Source organism: Rubripirellula obstinata (genome assembly GCF_001642955.1).
GTDB lineage: Bacteria > Planctomycetota > Planctomycetia > Pirellulales > Pirellulaceae > Rubripirellula > Rubripirellula obstinata.
This window is the reverse complement of the sequence record NZ_LWSK01000021.1, coordinates 17,241-37,645: the sequence shown is the minus strand read 5'-3', so window position 1 is coordinate 37,645 and position 20,405 is coordinate 17,241. Positions and strand designations below refer to the sequence as shown.

Annotated in this window: 6 protein-coding genes; 1 reads left to right on the top strand and 5 read right to left on the bottom strand. The window is 52.8% G+C overall.

What is annotated here, in order from left to right:
* The 3 genes from RC85_RS08240 to RC85_RS08230 all read right to left on the bottom strand — a co-directional run bounded on the left by RC85_RS08240 (nt 1) and on the right by RC85_RS08230 (nt 9,034).
* On the bottom strand, nt 1–5,406 hold the full coding sequence (locus tag RC85_RS08240; protein WP_068261001.1) for an SdrD B-like domain-containing protein: 5,406 nt from the start codon (nt 5,404–5,406) through the stop codon (nt 1–3).
* Nucleotides 5,407–5,694: 288 nt separating this feature from the next.
* On the bottom strand, nt 5,695–7,074 hold the full coding sequence (locus tag RC85_RS08235) for a protein kinase domain-containing protein (RefSeq protein WP_068260998.1): 1,380 nt from the start codon (nt 7,072–7,074) through the stop codon (nt 5,695–5,697).
* 4 nt (nt 7,075–7,078) lie between these two features.
* A complete protein-coding gene (locus RC85_RS08230) occupies nt 7,079–9,034 on the bottom strand; it encodes an adenylate/guanylate cyclase domain-containing protein (protein WP_068260997.1) in 1,956 nt (651 codons plus the stop codon).
* A gap of 279 nt (nt 9,035–9,313) precedes the next feature.
* Between RC85_RS08230 and RC85_RS08225 the strand changes: the two genes are divergently transcribed.
* The gene (locus RC85_RS08225; protein WP_068260996.1) at nt 9,314–14,695 is read left to right on the top strand and encodes an SdrD B-like domain-containing protein; all 5,382 of its coding nucleotides are present in this window, start codon (nt 9,314–9,316) and stop codon (nt 14,693–14,695) included.
* Between the two features lie 33 nt (nt 14,696–14,728).
* Here the strand turns inward: RC85_RS08225 and RC85_RS08220 are convergent, their stop codons facing one another.
* On the bottom strand, nt 14,729–16,276 hold the full coding sequence (locus tag RC85_RS08220) for a hypothetical protein (RefSeq protein ID WP_162273188.1): 1,548 nt from the start codon (nt 16,274–16,276) through the stop codon (nt 14,729–14,731).
* A gap of 342 nt (nt 16,277–16,618) precedes the next feature.
* Nucleotides 16,619–20,374 carry a WD40 repeat domain-containing protein gene (locus RC85_RS08215; protein ID WP_068260988.1) on the bottom strand — a complete coding sequence of 1,252 codons (3,756 nt, stop codon included), beginning with the start codon at nt 20,372–20,374 and terminating at the stop codon, nt 16,619–16,621.
* Between the last annotated feature and the right edge of the window lie 31 nt (nt 20,375–20,405).

The following is a 20,405-nucleotide window of genomic DNA, read 5'->3' as shown; positions in this document are numbered from 1 at the left end:
TTAGAACAAGCCCGCAGCGATCACTTCGTCAGTCGCTTTGATGTGACTTTGATTCTCACCATCGTCATCCACTGCAATTGCTCTGAAGCTAGGTTCCGCCGGAACAAAAGTGGACGCCTCTCTTTGCAAGTGATTGATGATGATGAGTGCATCGAGGGCGGTCGCCGATCCGTCCAGATTTACATCAGTGGCCTTCCAGACCTTCTCATTGGAAATCGCTTCCGCCTCAGCTTCTTGCACCGAAGTGGAAGAGGGGAGGCTAATGTCGTTGATGACTTGCAGAGCATCCATCATCGAAATTCTGTTGTCTGAATTGACATCGAATCTCGCCTGAAGTTCTGCGCTGGGGAAGGCGAAATTGGCGGTGACAGGCGACTGCTGAATCAATACCTCTTGCTGCGCGACTTGCAATCGAAGCACCGTAGCGGTGCTCGGTAATAATGGCGATGTGTCACTGGAACTGATGGCGTGTCGAAAGCGATTGGTCACCGCCACCTCTCCGCGACCATCGCCGTCGAGATCGGCGATCGTCACCGCACTCGGGCTCGGTACATCGAAAACCGTTTGGATCAATTGAAAACCAAAGTCTGAATCTCCGACAAAGAACAATACAGAGTCTTGCGACTCGCTGACCACGACAACATCGGGAATCGAATCCCGATTCAAATCACCAACAGCGATTCCCGTCACCTCGGCCGCGATCGAAGTCTGGCTGACGGTCTGAAATCCATTGTTTTCAAAACTGAAAACCGAGAGTGTGCTGCCAAACTCTTCCTGAGAAACCGCAATAATTTCCGACTTCCCATCGGAATCAAGATCGACGGCTTCCACAGCAACATATTTGCCACGCGGCAGTGAAGTCGCTGACGAATCTTGGGCAAAGTTCCCTTCTCCGTCGTTCAGCAGAATGTTGATTTCGCTGTCTTCGGTTCCACCAACAATCGTTACGTCCGTCGGACGGTAACCAGAACCTGTTGCAATCAAATCAATATCGGAATCACCATCAATATCGCCGCTGGCAATCGACAACAATTGCGATGTCGATGTCTGGATTTCACGCGGTGCAAACGATCCATTTGCCGAAACGATGTGAAGCGTTGATGATCGAAACGATGCAGTGACGATTTCTGTAGAAAAATCACTCGTCAAACTGTCAATCAATACGTCAATCGGCCCACCAGGAATCGAAACAGTTTCAAGGGTGTCGCTGCCCAGATGGAGATTTCCTTCGTTGGCTCCCATCCCGACGCCGACAATCGCCATCGTCGGAGAAGAAACTTCCGAGCCTGCACGGGTAGAGATTTTCTGAAGTCGAGGACCGAGGACTTCTGTTGAACCAAGTGTAAAATCGCCAAATGTGTTTTGGAATATCGTCAGTGAGCCATCCAGATCACTCGTAATCAACAGATCTAAATCACCATCGAAGTCGCGGTCATAGGCAGCGATCGAAGTCGCGACATTCCCAGCGTCTAGCAACGTCCGCACGACGCCAGGATTACTCGGGATCGCCACGCAGGTTTCGGGGATTTCAGCAACCACAATCATCTCGCCGCCCGGCACAGTCGTGAACTGATAATCACCGAGTCCATCGGTTGTTGTATGCACTTCGCCGGAGTCGAATTCGCGATTTCCATTCGTGTCTAAAAAGACGATCGCACCGGAGATTGCTTCGCCGCTATCTTCAACTCCACTAGCATTGGAATCACAGAAGAGATGCCCGGAAAGGATCGCGACAGAATCCAGTTCGCCGAAGTCAAACTCCGTGGCCATTGCTGCCGGGGGCAAAACGATGTTCGTAAAGATGTCGTTTCCAACATTGGCTGTCGCTCCGGTACCGAGGGCTTCTTGCCCGTCACTGAATCCGGCAGGTTGAGTTTCGGCAAGGCTGTAGACGCCGCCAGCCAGTTGAGCGAACAAGTAGTCGCCCGCCAAGTTGGTCGTTACCGTCTGGTCGACTGCGTTGCCCAGCGAATCGGTTCCGGTCAACTGCAAGGTGACTCCAGCAATGCCAACTTCTCCGGCGTCTTGAACACCGTTGTTGTTTGCATCAATGTAGACGGTACCGGCGATCGAACCGGTGATAGGATCAATCGTCGTTGCAACGGTTGCTGAGTTATTGGTGATGTCCGTTTCGCCGGCGCTGGTGAGATCGGGGACGCTCGCCGTGTTGGCGATCACGCCGCTTGCGGCTGCATTCACTGTGAATGTCAACGTTGCCGTTGCAGCGTTCGCAGCTCCACTGCTCAAGGAGATAGCGGGAAAGCTAACGATGCCGTTATCAAGTGTGCCAGACGTCCCGTTTAGAAAACTACTGACAAACGTTAAGCCAGCGGGAACAGCATTTGAAAGAACAACGTTCGTCGCAGCATCAGGACCTTGATTCGTTAAGTTCACCGAATAGATCACGGTATCGCCAGCCGACGCGGTGGCAACATTGACGGTGTTCGTCACAACGATGTCAAAGGCCGGACCGAGACTAAGCGTATTCGTAACGGAATTGTTGGCGGAATCACGATCGGTCGAAATGGTTGAAACCGTCGCGGTGCTTATGATCGATCCAGTTGCTCCTGAATCAACAAAGACGTCAAACCGAAACGTCGATGATCCAACGGGTACCTGCCCAAGATCAAACGTCACCGTTTGGCCGCTAACATCGGAAGTGATGGCAGAGCCACCGGCGTCCAGTGAAATGAAGCTTAGGGAGTCGGGAAGAATATCGGTCACAAAGACATTCTCGGCCGTTCCCGGACCAAGGTTGGTTACCGTAATTTCATAAGTAAAGGCTTCTCCAACGTTCACGGAGTCACCCGCCTGCAAGTTTTTTGTGATTGCTAGATCGACGGGAAACGGGATCGGGACAAATGCAAAGTCGAGTGTCGTGTTGGTGTTTGGGTCGGTATCCGCATCATTGATTGGTTCGGTCCCCGGGGCGAGTGTGATGAAGCCTTCGGTAGAAACCCCAAAAAAACTACCGGAGGAGGCACCAAGGGCAATAGAGTTGTCGTCGCCATCAACGTCATTGTTAGGATCGGGCGAAGTAACATCAGTTGGGCCAAAGTTGAACAGCGGACCTCCGCTGGCGAAGTTGGACAGAGGAATGAAGACCCGATAATTGCCGGCAGCCAGTCCCGCAAATCGATAGCTACCATTGTCGGTCGATGCCGTCGCAAGGGGTGAATCCGACCCAGGATTTTGATTCGCTCGAAACAATTCAACGGTGACAGTTGGGAAAAACAAAGATTCGCTCGCATCCAAAATCCCGTTTCCAAATAAACTCCCAGGACCTGTGTCAAGGAACAATTCGCCTCCCAGAGTGAGGGTTGCAGCTACCTGCTCCGCCTCGAAAGCTCCGCGATCTGCGAGTGCAATGCCGTCGCCGTCGCCGTCTTGAGGTCGTGTGATCCCCCGAGCATCTTCGAAGAATGAACCGCCAAAGGGATCCGACGTGATCGATGACGAATCGATTGCGGGACTACCCGTCAGTAGTGCGTGTGTAGAGACTCGTCCGCCATTATCTTGCAGAGGACCGAGCAGCGGATCAGTGTCGATTAAATCAGTTGCTTGTGTAAATCCCATCGACGTTCCTGAGTCGATGTTTTCGCCGAGCGAGGTGAACGTAAAACCGGGAGCTGGAAACGTCGAGCCTCCCGCGAAGATACTCCCTTGAACTTGGATCGTTGTCCCAGAGACAATCATATTTGACCCGATACCAGAGGCGGTATTGTTCGCGATCGTTGAGAGTACGATGAACGGCTCAGGGTTTCCGAGGCCGATATACGCGATCCCCCCGCCGCTGCCCTGCGTACTTTGGTTGCTACTAATGGTTGCGTTTTCAAGGATGAAACTTGGACCAACAATGGCAATGCCGCCGCCATCGCCGGTTGCTTGATTGTTACTAATCGTGCTGCTGTCGATCTCCAACGTAAAATCGTTTTGAACGTCGCTAGACCCTTGCAGCCCAATGCCACCGCCGCGTCCGATGTTCATGGTGTCCCCGGCGGTGTTTCCGTCGATCGTGGATCGGACAATCGTGATGTCGACATCGAGTCCACCGATGCCACCTGCATCCAGCGAGGCAGTATTGTTAATGATTTGGGAGTCGAGAAGAAAGAGATCTGCTCCGTTGTCTGCTGCAATTCCAATACCACCTGCGACTCCATTCAAAGTCCCGGCAACGGGAATGCCAAATCTAACCGCTTGGTTTGCTGAGATGACAGAATCAAAGATGCCGACATCGACATTGACAATCGCGATCCCACCCGCCGCTGTTGCGGTATTTTGGTCGATCGTTGAGTTGGAAATTGTGACGGTGTTGGGCGGGTCCGCTGGGGTAGTATCGCTTGGCAGCAAAACTATTGCTCCGCCGCCATTTTGAAAGTCGATACTCGTTCCGGTGACGCTGTTAAACCTGAACGTTGAGTCGGAGATTGTTCCATTGTTACCGACCGATTCGAAAGCACCGCCACCGCCAATGGATGAGTTGTTGGTGAATGTGCTAGATCCGATCAAGAAGGTAGGCGGGGTCGGTGCATTGTCGATCAGATAGACCGCACCTGCACCGCCATCAGTTCCCGTTGCGGTGTTCTCATTGAAGCTGCTTCCGGTGATACTGGTCGTCGTTCCAATCGCATAGACCGCTCCGCCGGATCCGCCTGACGTATTTAGCTCGAAGCTCACACTGTCCAGAATGAGGTCCGTTGGCGAGGTATCGGCTTCAACAAAGATCGCTCCTCCAAGGCTGACATCATCGGCCGTCGAACCAGCCGAATTACTCACGAATTGAGTGTTGGTGATCGACAAAGTCCCCTGGTTGCCGGTTTGATTGACAAGCCGAATGGCACCTGCGTTGCCGGTCGCCGAGTTTCGCAGAAACGCTGAATCGCTAATCGTGACATTCCCGTCAACGGAGATCGCACCACCGGAGAGCGGTCCAATTCCATTGATGGGGTCAACTTCAGCACGATTGTCCTGAACGATGACGTCCTCAAGAACAAGATTGACCGGAGTCAGCGATAGAAACGCACCACCTCCATGGGAATCATTTGCCAAGCCGTTTTGAAACGTCATCGCCTGGAACGTGAACGTTGATTCAAAATTCCCAAGATCGAACAAACCGGATTGGTTCTGTCCATCAATCACGACGGGGATTCGGATCGTCGGTTCTCCGATGAACGTGATGTCTCCGCCGTCTGACGATTCGCCCAATTGGAACGGGCCATTGATCGGGTCAACGAAATACGTGCCCGGTGCAATCGTGATCGTGTCAGACTCGGCGGAGGCTGCGGCTAGTTGGGTGGCTAATCGCAGAGTGCAATTGTCGTTGCCTGCTACCTGATCGGGCACGCACACTGCGCCGGAAATGTCATCGATATCATCGGCGAGATTAACGAAGTAGCTGGCCAGCACTCGTCGTCTTTCGAGAGTCTCCAGCAGAAGCTTGCGGCGGGGTGGCACCTTACGATGCTGTTTACAGTCATTTACACGGCGATTGCGGACTAATTGATACATCGGATAGCCTGTGAACGGGACATTTCAGGCCGCGGCAAACATCTTCCAAACGCGGCTGATCGTCAGCACCAAGGAGGTGCTTTGCACCCCGCTGCCGAACTGGTCTGCGTTTGACCATAATTTGGTCTGGCAGCCAATGCAACACTCGCGATCGGATACCGGCGATGGAATTTTGCCAAAACAAAGTCAATCGCGTGAGGCTATTCTCGCCAGGTCGATCTCGCGTTTTTGAGGGTCCGCCTGCAAGGCAGTCACGATCCAATTTAGGATCTCAGGATCAACGGGATTACCATCCCGTAGTTCGGCGATCGACTCCGACGTGATCGCCGTTTCGGGGCAGAAATCGTTTTTGGTCTTGATCAACTCACCAAGCACTTGCCAGCGGAACAGATGTCGTCCTGTCACCAGTTGATACATCAGGCAACCCAGAGCATAAAAATCGCCACGCATGCCGGAGTCGATGCGGCGAAAAAGTTCGGGTGCCATGTAAGTTGGCGTCCCTACGATCGTATTTTCGACGGATTGCAGTTCGCGAAGTCGGCTTAGCCCAAAGTCAGCGATTTGAACTTCACCTCGCCTGCTGATAAGCAAGTTGGCGGGCTTCAGGTCGCGATGCAAAACTCCTTTTTCGTGCGCTTCAAGTAGTCCTGCCGCGACCTGCTTGATGATCGACTTTATCTCTGCATTTGGCAGGCATCCTTTCTGTTGGACATATTTGCCTAGGTCCGTTCCGTCACAAAGTTGCAGGACTAAAAAGTGTGTCCGATATTCTTGGAAGTGATCCAAAAAGCGATTGATGTTAGGGTGATCCAAGCGTTCCAACATTGCCGCTTCATCGGCAAACCGCCGCTGCATGGATTCATCCGCAATGAAACGATGCATTAACATCTTAACGGCAACCTGGCGTCCATCGGGATCTTCGGCTTCGTAGACGACGCCCATTCCGCCTCGCGAAATGCAACGGTCAATCCGATAACCATGAAGTGTTTTTCCATGCAAAGCGTCATGAACGTGATGCCCGAGTCGTGTCGAAGCCAGCCCGCCCAAAACCTGTTCAACATTCAGGCCTGCGGTCTCGCAAGACGCATAAGATTGTGCGCTCAGTAGTCTGGCAGTGACGTCGGTCTCTGCGATCACATCGGCGGAACAAGGTTGGCCGGTAAGAATAGAGATCTCACCAAAGACTCCCGGCGCACTTTGTTGATCAATCAAATGGCCTGACACCTTATCGACAACTTGCACCGTCCCAGAATCGATGATGAACAATCCTTCCGCGAGATCGCCCTGGTGGAGCAGATACTCACCAGCTTCGTAATTGCGTTTGACGAAGCAAAGCTCATTGGTCGCTGCGAACGCTTCGATTTCCTTGACGTGTAGATTGGCTAGAGAATCAATTGCGATGCGTCGAGTATGACCATCTGCTTGTACGGTGGTATCGCCGCAGGAGGCGATCGAATCGCCGTCGAAGATGAAAGTCTCGGTCCGGATCGAATCAACAGAAACCTGTGACGGATCTTCGGGGTTGAATCGAGTCGAATTCGGATTGTTATCGAGTGGGTTTTCCATCTTGCTATTTGGATTGGAAACGAATGACGGGATCAAAATCTGTGTCACTAGTCATGGCATCAATGATGCGTCCAAGCAGTCGAACCATAGGACCGTCCTCTGGATATTGGTGAATCATCGATCCGGCTAATTGAACAGCATTCCCTAGATCCTGGCGGTTGTAAGCGGCCAGCGCTTCGTCATATCCACGGCATCGCTGAACCCAATCGGATTTGCCGCCATCGAGTTGGTGAACAGAAACGACTTCATTCACACCCAGTGGTTGAACGTCGGCCAAGCGTCGGAATGAGAGGGGATCCGTTTGCGAATCGGACTTCGGTGCAGCGTTGACGGCGTCGCGTGTTGATTGAGCCACCAAGACCTGCACACCAAATTTTTTGGTCATGCCTTGAATTCGGCTTGCCAGATTCACTGTGTTTCCGAGTGGCCCATACTTGAATTTCAGCGTTGAACCGGTGTTTCCAACCCGTGCAACGCCCGTATTAATGCCGATGCCAAAACCAAACCCATCCGGTGTGATTTCGTTCCATCGTTGTCGCAGCATCTCGGTTTTTCCAATCATTTCCAAAGCCGACATGCAGGCTCGGACAGCGTGATCGGGTTGGTCCCCTGGCGCTCCCCACATCGCCATCAATTCATCACCAACGTAGTCGACCAAGACACCGTCGGTCGCGACGACGCATTTAGACAATTCAGAAAGAACATCGTTAATCCATTCGATGGTCTTCTCGGGACCGACGCGTTCGGTGATGCGGCTGAAGCTTCGGATGTCGCAGAACATGACAGTCACCTCGGCATCTCGACCGACCAGCAGGTTTTCGTTCGCGCTGAGCCGCTCGGTCACCTCGGGGGAAAAGAACTGAGCCATCGCAGCGCGTACCGATTCTTCACGCTGACGAACGAGACCCGACGCCACGGCACCGGCCATCACTTCCAGCAGAGTTGCTTCTAATTCAGAGATGGGTTTCTCGGACGGCGCGCCGGTAAACTTTCGATCGCCATACAACACGCCCAGAACCTCTCCAGCGTCATCCAACATTGGTGCTGCCACGGCGCGATCGAGCGTCATGAGTGACGAACCAATCGTATGAATCATGTTGGCAGGTTCGTAGATCGCTTTTTTTCGGGTCTTCAAGACCGTGTCGACAAGCTGATTCGAATAGGAATGATCCATGTCCGACGTTTGCATACTGGCGAATGGCTCGACGACTTCACTCGAGTCCGCGTCCGGATACGTGTCAAAGTTTGGGTCTCGGTTTGCGGTGTCTAAGCCTTCCGAAGAATCGGAAGACATTTCAATCGCGGCCCTAACTGAAAGGTTTCCCCCCGGATCCATCACAAGCACAACGGCCCGGTCAAGCTCGATCATCGCCGCAGTGTTTCGTGCTGCGGCTTGGAAGAACTGATCCGAACCGACCGACATTCGCATGACTTCCAGAGCACGTCTGACCATCCCTACGGCGACCTGACCTGCACCTTCCCCGGCATCTTGTTGCAAAAGGTCGCGGAGCTTGCCCGCCCCAAGGCCTACCGACGGGATCGCCGATGTGCCAATGGTTTGTTCGATATCCCCGACAATGCTGCTTCGATCTTCCGTCGAAGGACTGATTTCGATCGACACATGATCCAGCAGATGAATCTGGACTGGATGCGTCACCGTTACGGATTGGTTTGGGGGGAAAGTTTCGTCCCCGATCCGATAGATCGACCTCCCCTGCATGTTGGCAACGATAATGTTGCCATGTTCCGTACAAATTCGCAGAGCTTCGCGTGACAGATTGGTTTCCGACCTCGGTGCAACGGCAATCCGGTGTCGATCGCCCAGATTCTGCAATGCCATCCAACCGTTATCGTCCTTGTTTTGCCGCCCCAACTCCACCGGCAAAGGAACCGCAACAAATGATTGAATTTGATCAGAGGAACAAACCTTGATATCGACCTTGGGGCGGCGATTGGGCATAGCAGTCAATTTGCGAGCATCGCTCAAAAACGGGGTTCACTTAGGGCAATCTTGCGAGACAGGGGAAACTAGGGTAACCTTGTTGGCTTTCGGGGGGCATGGCATCCTGCCATCAGTTCTCGCAGCGATAGTTTAACGTTTTGACAACCTTTCGTGTAAGTAATACCAGGTGACTTTATGTCAATGCCCGGCAGCAGTAGATACTCGCAATCGATCCCATCTCGCCTTGGAGGGAGCAAACGTAGACTTCGCCGAGCGTCGCGAAATCGGAGGCGACGCTTGGCGGGTGAATTACTGGAATCGCGATACTTGCTGGCAACAGATCTGGCATCGATCACGGGTGCGGTATTCATCGACCTCAACAACGATGGACCGTCACCAGGTGATCCACCGGTACTGGTAGATTCATTCGATGACGTCGTTGGTCCGGGAAGTCCTGGTGCGAGCGGCGTGGAAGTAGAGCTTTTCCGCGACGACGGTCTTGATCCGGGTCAATTCGACCCAAGCGACTCACTTGTTGACACGGTTCAGACCGACCTTGTGACAGGAATTTATCGCTTTGACGGTTTGGAAGTAGGCAACTATTTCGTTCGCCAGGCAGCCGTTGGCGGTTTGAACGCCCCCAGCCATATCCAGCCAGTTTTGGTAACGGTCGATCAAGCCGACGGGGAAAGAACCGCACTGATCGATGACTTTTCGGATGTGGACAGCTTCAACTTCGAGATCGTCAGCCCTACTCCCTCTGCGGTTGATTTTCAAAGTAGCCTTAGCGGCACCATAGGCGGAGAGCGAGATGCTCAGTTGACGACTGACCCCGGGAGTATGGGAGGTGCACGGATTCGATTCAGTCTAACGGCGGGAAGCGGCGATGGAGTTGCCGTTGATACAGTTTTTGGTGACGGTGAAGCACTGCTGCAATACGACGGCGAAGACGGAGAAATCAGTTTGAATCCACTGGGTTTGAACAACATCTCGCTTGGTGGCGGCACCGCGGATGAACCATTGGCAGGCGGTGGTGGGATCCTCTTGAACACTCGTTTTGCGGTAACGATCGACGAAAGTTTTGAAATCAGAGTCTACACCAGCGATACCGAAGTATCGGTAGCGACCATTTCCGCACCAGGAACCGCGGAGTTTGAAGAATTGTTTGTGCCCTTTAGTGCTTTTACCGCACAACCGAGCGGTGGTGCAAACTTCAATGATGTTGGCGCGATTGAATTGGTTTTGAATCAAGATAACGAGGACACCGTCATTGAGGTGTCGCTCATTGAAGCTCGGCGAACCGACGTATTTACGCTGGACCTACCAAACATCCAACCTCTGACCCTTGGCGGAACGCTCTTTTTGGATATATCGGGTAGAGTGACTGGCATCCCCGAGGCATTAAATGATGGACTCTTGGACATTGATAGCAGCCAATTTGGAGATTCGGTTGAAGTCCGCCTCTATGATGTCACAGGAAATCTTTTGCCGTTTGATCCCGGCGACAGCCTGAGCTTCAACGATAGTCCCATCGGTACGACGACTTCGCGCCTGGATCGGTACAGGTTTAACAACCTCGATCCAGGTGAATATCGTGTCGTCATCCCGGCTAGCCAGTTCGCGGACAACACCGGCAGCAGCAATCCGAATGGCGTTCTGTTTGGTCATGCCAGCAGCCTGTTTACCACCGTTGCCCCAGATCCGGATGACGATCTGGACAATGACGATAATGGAACCCAGGCAATTGCGGGTGGTGCGATCATTTCCGCGCCCGTGACCCTGGCCTCGCAATCCGAACCCATCGATGACGATGACGATGACCCAAACACAAATACAACCGTCGACTTTGGCCTGATACCGCTGGCGGATCTGCGGGCGACGACACCCATTGAATTTAGTTTCGGCGATTTCAGGGAAGGTGATACAGCTTCTTTCGATGTCACGATTGAAAACCTCGGACCGGCAGATGCATTAGAAATCATTATTGTTGGCAGCCTTTCGTCGGGTTTATCATTTGACGTTCCCGGTAACATCGGTTTCCCAGACATATTTGCTGACGGGGCTTTTCCGTTCGGATCGCTAGCCGCCGGTGAGAGCATCTCATTCACCTTATCCGTTAACCTCGATAGTCCGGGAAGTCAGGGTGCATCGGTGGAAGTTTCCACGCTCGCAGCCGTGGATACTATCGAAACGAACAACTCCAGTGGTGCATCTTTCGAGATCATACCAATTATGGCTCCCGAGTTTGCTGATTTGCAGATCTCCCATGATGTCTCCGATGCAACAGCGATACCGGGCTCATTGCTGACCTACACAAGCGTGGTCACGAATGTCGGCAATGTCGCTGCATCTGAAGTGAACTATACGAGCACATTGCCTGACGGTGTGACTTTTGTCAGCGGTACTGGTCCAAACGGTGAGGAGCTATTTGACTTTGATGACGATGGCGTCGTGACATTCGCGAAAGGAAATCTGGATGTGGATGATAGTTTCACGATGGTCATCAATGCAGTCGTTGATTCGGGCGCATCGGGTGTTCAAGCCAATGACGTCTCCGTGGCATGGCAGTTCTTCGATTCAGTATTCGGAGAAGACGGGTCTGGCAGCACTGAGGCTTCAGCCTCAACCAACGTCGAACTGGCGAATTCGACGGTCTCTGGAACGGTATACGTCGATATCAACAACAATGGGATTCAAGAAGAAAACGAGCCGGGAATTCCGTCGGTGGAGTTGAATCTATTTCCGCAAGGGATCGGTGTTGACGTCCCGTTCGTTGCAACGACCGATGAAAACGGTGCCTACCTTTTCGAGGATTTGCCCGCAGGCTCATACGACCTCTTGCAGATCCAGCCAGTTGATTTCCGCGACGGGATCGAAACGATTGGCGTCGGAGGAGGCGACGGCATTTCCGTCGACGACAACCGATTTAGCAATCTTACGTTCGGGTCCGACGAGACCGCGACCAATTTCAATTTTGGAGAACTCGCAGGTTCAGCGACCCTTTCCATCGAAACAACACGTAATGCAAGTGAGCCGGATGTGAATGGTGAATTCACCATCCGATTGGACAATGCGCTGGCAACAGACACAACCGTGAACCTCGAGTACATCCCTAACACGGTCGAGGACGAGGATATTTTTCCGATCGACCTTGAAGTAACGATTCCCGCAGGTGAAACCTCGGTCATCATTCCGGTCATTGTCCGTGACGATGACATAGTCGAAGAAGTCGAGTCTTTCACCCTAGAGTTTGCGTCCAGAGGGTTTGGAGTTATTTGTGCCGCACCTATCGGTCAAGCACCAATATGTCCCGATCCCTCTGATCTATTTAGAATCGCGAATGGGTTTCAAGAAGATCCCAACGCGAGTTCCGCCGAGATGCTGGTTCTTAGCGACGACATGACTGTCGCCGATGGTCGACTCGACCTCCTCGAAGACGGGCCGGCACAGTCGATTGACGTTCGTACGCTGTTCACCAGCGACAATTTTCTTAGCAGCCCGGATACCGGTACAACAGAGCTTCTAACGCTCGTCGTCGAAGACTTCATTGCAACGTTCACGCCGATGCCTGATGCGTTTGGTAGTAACACGTTTCAGTTTTCGCTCATCGATTCGGAAGGGATTCCCACCGGCGAGGTGGCAACCGTCACGGTCAACGTCACACCCGCCAACGACCCACCCGTTGCGATCGATGATTCATTGACACTCACCCCGAGTCAGCTCATCGACGATGGTTCGTTCGCGATCTCGATTGCCGATCTTTTGGCGAATGATGCGGTTGGCCCGCCTAACGAAACTGAGATGGCCCAGTTGATTTTGACGGACCCGACCACTGAATCCGGCTTGGACATTCGCATCGAGAACGAATTGCTGATCGTCTCGACCAATTCCGCTACCCCGGGTTTCAATGAACTCAACGACACGTTCTCGTATCGCATGTCCGACGGTGAATTCACGAGTGAGGCATCCGTCGCGATCGAGTTTTTAGGCGGAGTGACCGGCCAGGTAACCTGTGATTCCGACAGCGGTTCCTCGCTCTTTGGAACCCGCGTTTTCGTCGATCGCGATGGTGATCGTCGACACGATTCCGATGAGCCTTTCGACACGGCTGATAGTTCAGGCAGTTTTAATGTCTTCAGCTCACTTAGCGGATCAGAAGTTCTGGCTGCCGCAATCCCAAGTTCTTGTCAGGCAGTTGCTCAGAAGCCCGGCATCACCCAATCGACGGTTGATTTAGGGCTGGTGGCAAGATCCGTTGCCGCTGGCGATTTTACTTCGACGGGACGTGACCTTTTAGTCGCTGTGGACTTCGATGACAAAATCCTGCGACTGGCAGAATTCGACGGGAACTACTCGGTCGCAGAAACGATTGATGTAGACCGACGTCCGCAAATGATTGTTCATCGTGACATTGGAACACAAACCACCATCAATGCGGTTGCTTCGATTGGTGTCCTAGAAACGCAAGATAATGTCGTCAATTCAATTGCCGGTGGCATCTCGGTCAGCCAAGGTTCAAGCGCGAACTACATTGATTTTCAATCGGGTAGCGGAACGATTGACCTTTTGATCGAGGACTTTGACGGTGATCAAGTTTTCGACGTCGGGACCGTGTCGTTTCGTTCGTCAACGCTTCAAGTTCACCTCGCTGCAAACGGGTTCAGTCCGGTAATTGTCGCTGGAGATTTGGGCCAAGTGGTTGCCATCGCATCAGGTGACCTAAACGGTGATGGGAACGCGGATTTAGTTACCGGTAGTGTTGGCTACGATTCAGGTTTGGCTGGGACTCCAGATATAGGTTCTATGACCATTCACCTGGGTAATGGAGACGGAACCTTTCGTCCTACTGCATCGAATCCCATCTTGGCCGGTGATGTCGTCGCTTTGAGCGTGGGAGCTTTGAATGAAACCGAGGACGCGATCGCCGTCTTTAGTACCGGCGGAGGTGGTGGGGTCAATGTGCATCAGTTAATTGACAATGAACTTTTGTTGTTGTCTTCCATTGATTCTCTGAATGACATTTCGGACCTTCAATTAGGTGATTTTGACGGCGATGGAAACATCGATTTGGCAACCGTCAGTCTTCAGGGCAACGCCGCCGAAATCTTCCTTGGCGATGGCAGCGGGGGGTTCGCATCATTGCAAACGATCTCGGTTTTGACGCCGATTGATGTCATGGCTGCTGATATCGACAACAGTGGACGGGACGACCTGGTGATACTGAACTTGTTCGGTTCGCCTGATCGGCTTCCAAGTGCTTTGACCATTGTCAAGACTGATGTTGCTGAAGTTCTTGCATCTGAGATCAGCGGCGAATCGGTTGACATTGTTTTCTCAGGTAACAGCAGTCTGCAGACCCTCGACGTGTCGGCGGACGGGCGGGTGTCGGCGTTAGACGCGTTGCAGGTCATGAATCAGATTCAGCGGCAAAGCACGTCTGCGGAAGGCGAATTGGTGGCCGCCGATACGAAGACCGCCTCGCTGCGTGACCGAACGGATGTTGATCGCAATGGTGTTACAACAGCTCGCGACGCATTGCTGATCATCAATCACATCAGTCGAACTCGGGCAGACCAATTCGATGAAGTGTTGACGATACAAGCGGTGCCTGAAATCGAAACAACAATCCTTGGAAAGCGAGAAGACCTTGTTGACGAAGCACTTTCAGGTCTTTTTTAGCGGTTTATTTACTTGGTTTCTCATCTTTGTCGACTATCGAAAGTAGTTCAATTGAACCAATGCTTCGTAGTCGAACTGTTTGTCGGTTCCGTCACGTAGCGGAACTGAAATGCCTGGTGACAGCACTAAGTCGTTATTGAAAACGAAGTGAGATCCGACGGTTAGGTTCAAGATGTTGAAGTTGTCAGCGAGGTTTTCGTAAGTGATGTTGTCTCGCATGACAAAATCGGATTCTTCCATGGTTGCCAAGTAGTGCAACTCGAGATTGACGAGCCATTCTTGAAGTATGTCAGTACGATCGCCTTGGAACATTGTTCTAGTCGCCGCAATGTCTAAACTCCCTAGCGTCGAGTCGCTGAATTGACCAATTTCTGGTAGCACGCCGCCGCCAATATTTGCGAATACTGAATCTGCACCGGCCGCGAAATCGAATTGTAAAAGCCCTTGCACCGCCCACTGGTCGGATGGTCGGTAAAGAAGGCCTGTGAAAGGTTGAATGTGAAAGGTTTCATTTTCCACTCGCAGAATTTCTTCGTCGTTGGAAGCCCGGAGCGATGTGTCGCTCGCCAGTGGTACAGAAACACCCAACCCTGCTGCCCAGATGTAATCCTGACCACGAAGCAGGATTGTTTTGAGGATAGCGGAGGCATTTCCAATCTCCAGTGCCCGGCGTTCGGCTTCGCCCAGTGTCTGCGTACTTCCAAATGTGCCTGCGACGGGCAGTCGATATTCAATCGACACCAAGTCCTCGAACAGCACCCGTTCCATTCCCATGATGACTCGACTGATATCGCCGAGGTTGCCCTGGAAATTGTTGAAGAAGCTGTAGTTTAGGTAGAGGCGGTCGCGGACGTCGGGCGAGTAGTTTTCCGCGATTTTGATCCTGCGAACGGCGATGCCGGGACCTGGTACAGGCTGCTCGTTGCCGCTTCCGCTTCCGCTTCCGCCTCCGCCTCCGCTTCCGCTTCCGCTTCCGCTTCCGCTTCCGCCCAAGTTTGCGGTGTAGCCATAATCGAGAAACCAGTTTTCGCCATCGGTATAGAGGCCATTGACGGCGGTAGTTCCACCGCCGCTGCCAACATAGGTTGCCGTTCCCCCATCGAAATTGAAGCCTGGTCCAAATGACCCCGGTGCGTCGGAGGTGGGCAACGGTTCTGCGATTGAAAATGTATCGACATTAGTAAGGCCGTCACCGGATACGTCAGTACCGAGGCCAGTCGTAAAGACATCGGAGGGAGAACCCCCAAAGGGTGAAGCATCAAATCCGACAACGGCACCTGGTGTTCCCGGGGTTCCCGAAAGATTGAAACCCTGCGCGGTTATCTGACGCCTTAGCGTGATGCTACCGCGAAGTCCCTTTACCACTCCACCGGGAGAGTCGCCCATGATCGTCGGTGCCGAAGAAAAGGATTCTCGGGTTGCCCCAGAATCGGAAAAGTCGAAATCTTGGTTTCCAAAAGCGTTTGCGTCCCCAAAACGGTCCGCGTCAAACGGGTCCAACGAAGGTGGCCCCAAGTTTGGTTGCTGCGAGCTGGGGGGACCATCAAAGGGGGCGACTGGCACCTGAGGGGCGGTGTTCAACTGAACGGGAGCTTGTAGATTCCCAGGTGAAGGTGCGCCCGATGGAGGATCAAATAGCTGGCCCTTTGCCGATGTCGCCGCGCAGACACAGAAGCAAAAGAGTAAAGCAATACGGGAAATGGCAAACATGGAAGCCTCTCATACGTCTGCGAAGCAGTCTCGGATGACGATTAGTAAAACCCGCAACATGCATCCAGGTCTAACGATCTGAGCATTGGGTATAAACAGTACGATCGTCACAACGTGTCGTGGGAATGAACCCGATCCGCACCAATAGCGGGGGATTCCTGGCAAGCAGCCGTCATAGTTTGCCAAACCTGATGCAAACTGCGGAAAAGCGGATCAGTCTTCCCGATAAACTGAAGGAATCTGAGAAACCGTTGGAGTGCGTGAAACTAAAGGAAGGTGGAGTGTTTCGATCAATTCCCGTGGGCTAGCCGTCGGATGCTGTGAAAGCCCATCTTTTTGAGCGTCGCTGGCAACTTCCCGTTCGACGTAGGCAACCACCTCTTTAAGCGTGATGGTTTGATCTCCGTCTGCGTCAGCCGAGCCACTCATTGCGTCGAGCCATCGCGATGTGAACCGCCCCAACTCCTTCTCTTCAACCTCAGCCGCTTCTTCGCTTCCTTCGCTAGCGGTAATGGTCAGTACCAATCCCGATTGCAAAAAACGTAGCAAGCTTTTTAAATCGTCACTACGAAGATCTGCTTGAATTGCCCCGCTGTGGCAAGAATCAATCACGGCCAACTTTCGGCAGGGTAGTTTGGTCAAACTTGTCAGGTCGGCGATCGAAACACAGTCAGAATATTGGTCGTCCATCAATCGTCCGTAGTCCGCATCGGCCGGAATAAAGTACCAATTCGCGTTCCTGCGGTCACGCCAACCGTGTCCGCAGAGATAGATCACGATCAAGTCGTCCGGCGCAACAGTGCTTGAGATCCGCTGGACGAGGCTGTCGGCACAATTTCGCCACAACGGTGACGTAGCGTTCCGGTCCAAGAGTGACTCCGCCGAAACCTGATAGGTATCACCGCAACGTAGACGCAGCATGTTCGTAAATCGACGTGCAGAATTGGCGGCGTAGTCCAGTTTGGAAATGCGCGAGTCCGAGTAATCCCCCGCACCCATTGCCAGGACATGCATTTTGGGAGGTCGAGTTGCTGGCGGCATCGTTGAACCATCGTAAACTGTTTCAGCACTACCTAGCACACCGGACTGTGTCACGGCGACGACATGAACCTGTAAATCGTCAGCGGTCGGTAACTTGAACTCAAACTCAAACCAAGTTCCCCCGTCTTCGGAATCCGGTGGCGGAACCGAACGTTGTGAAATTGCTGGAACACTCGAGGCAAAAGCGCGTATCTGTTCGACCCGATCACCGTTTGCAACATCGACGCTAGCCACAACGGTAAGAGTCCTCTGGACAATCCCGCTACCTGGCACGGGCGAAACAATTTTCACGATCGGTCTGGCATCGGTTTGCGAAACGATCGCCCGATCGCCTGGTGGCAATCCACCAAATTGTGTGACGCTACGCATGGCGTCCCAAAGTGAACCTGATCGTAGCAATCGTCGCATAATATCGGGACGTTCGAGTCGTCCTCGAAACTGGGCAGCGCGAAAGAAGTCGGGCTTCGCATTGACGCCGCGATTGAACTGCCAACCAAACCTCTGATGCCCGTTAAAGGAAGCATCGTAATAACCCGCTGGCGTCCAGAACGCCCATTCGCGGTCTTCATCAACAAACAGCGTCGCCAGCGGTCGCCAAGCCGGATAGCTTTGGAAATCAGGCAGCGGACGTCCCTGCCGATTGGTACGAAACACGATCTGAATGTCAAAGGGAACGTCCTTGAGTCGTTCCAACATTTTGCTTGGCTCAGATTCGGAGACGGCTTCGCCATCGTTAAGCGTCCAATCAAGCGATCGAATGGTGTCTCCCAATCGGACGCCACGAAAGTAAAGCGGTCCTGCTGGATCGATGCTCTTGACGACCAACGTCCGATCCTCGACAGCCAATTCAACCCCCCATCGATTCTGAATCTCCGACTTCTCGAACACTCCTTCGCAATTCCAGATGGAGATCAATCCATCTGCCGCAGACGTCACTAAGTAACGAGCATCGTCCGAAACGCTGATCGTGCGTACCGCTGCAGAATGGTCTCGGAACTGGCGAATCAAACGAGCGGGACCCGAACGGCTTGGCTGAAACAGATAGACGTTATTACGACCGGCTGTCCCAATCAACACTCCGCTGACTTCGGTCTTTCCATCATTTCCAGCCGTAAAATCTGTATGCGAAAACGGAAGCAAACAAGTGCCACGCCCATGAAATTCAGGTCGCAGCACTGTGGCACCCCGAGGTTCTTTCTGGTCGTACAGGCGATAGACGTTTTGCCCGTCGATCGATTCTTCGAGTGCCAGCCAATCGTGGGAAGCCGTTTTTCCAATTTCGCTCGCTCGTTTCGGTGAAGTCAAACGCATCGTTTTCAGATCAAAGAGCAAGTCGCTGGATTCCTGTCCCTTCTTTGGCGGATATTGAATCCGAATTTTGTAGCCATCTTCGCTGGGCGCGAATGCGACATCTTCTGGAAGTTGATTGCTGGATGCCCGCATCGCAACTCCATCCAGTGTTACTTTCGATTTTGCCAATTCCGGATCCTTTGCGGTTGGCGAATCGATATTACGGTAGATGTTTCCATCGTTTCGGGCTGCCGAATAAAGCAGTTCATGCTCATTGGCAAACTGCATCGGTCCGACGGGGAACCGCGGATAAGCCTCCGCCAGAAAGGTGAGTGATTCATCGCTGATTCCCCACCACTGTTGTCTCGCCACATTGGCACCATTGACACTTGCAGCAATGGGCGTGCCGACGGCAAGCTTGGAACCGTCGTTCCATAGATCCAAACTTTGAATCCTCGTTCGGGCGTCATTGACTGCTAAGCGCTTCGTGAACGCTCCCTTTTCATCGAACACCAAAACCTGTGCTTGCCCAGTGGCATCTAAAACGGCTACTCGATTTCCTTTTCGCGATGCCTCAATCTGCCGAGCACAGTCACGGAATTCCAGGTCTGCAACGTTTTGTTCTTTCTTTGAAACTAGATCGATGCGTTTGAGTTTCCAAATGGCACGCGGCTTCGATTGATCCTGCTTTTCAAACCGATCAAAGACTGGGACCAGAACTTCTTGTGAGGTTCGGAATCCAGCGGCCGCAAACCGTCGATGGGGCAGAAGCAGTGAAGCGGTGTTTGTGTCAAGAGTTTCCGCGTCGGGTCGAACCAGCACTTCGCCGGACCAAAGACCTGTATTGCCATCTTTTGTCCACAGAAGGACTCTCCCATCCATGTCTTGCGAAAGCAGTTGTGATGCCCGGGCATCGACGCTAGGGCACCAATCAAGATTTAGGATCGGCTGGCGATGACCATCCTTGTTATCCACAAGCACCGTTACAAGGTTTCCATTCTTGTAATTGAAAATGGCGACTTCACCATTACCGCCCATCGCCCCATTGCCCGCCATTGCGACCAGATCTCCTTGCATCGCGATGCAATTGAGGCGACCACGGTTACCGCGTCCCACTTGCCAACGGATCGTGCGAAAGTGTTTCCAGCCTCCTTTTTCCGACTGCTTTTGCCAAACCCTCGCTGCCTTATCGTCGCCGCCGCTGATGCAATACCGTCCATCCTCGGAAACGTCCAAAGCCCGAATCATCGCTTGATGTCCAGCATGATTCAGCCGTAAAATTGGTGGGTGGTCGGTCGAACGGTCAACATTCTCGTCCGCGCCACGTTGGACTGCCAACGGATCATCAACTGGCAGCTTGCCTTCAGCAGGCAAATCCAATGTCGCAGGCCTCGGTCTACTTCGGTCGTTCTGCGGCAGTTCAGATTCCAGTGGCGTTGTCCCTCGCATGTCTTGATTGCTGGAATCGGGCAACTGACTTTCTGACGGCAATTTGACCGGCGGCGGTTCTGCCCAGGCCTGCGCAGTCACAAGCAGCCCAGTCACAAGCAGCCCAGTGACAAGCAGCAGTCCAATGCTTCCCCACACAAACACTTGTCGCACAGACAAATATGCGATTCGTGAAAAATTGGAATTCATGGATTGGTGCCTGCCTGATTCGAGATCCTCA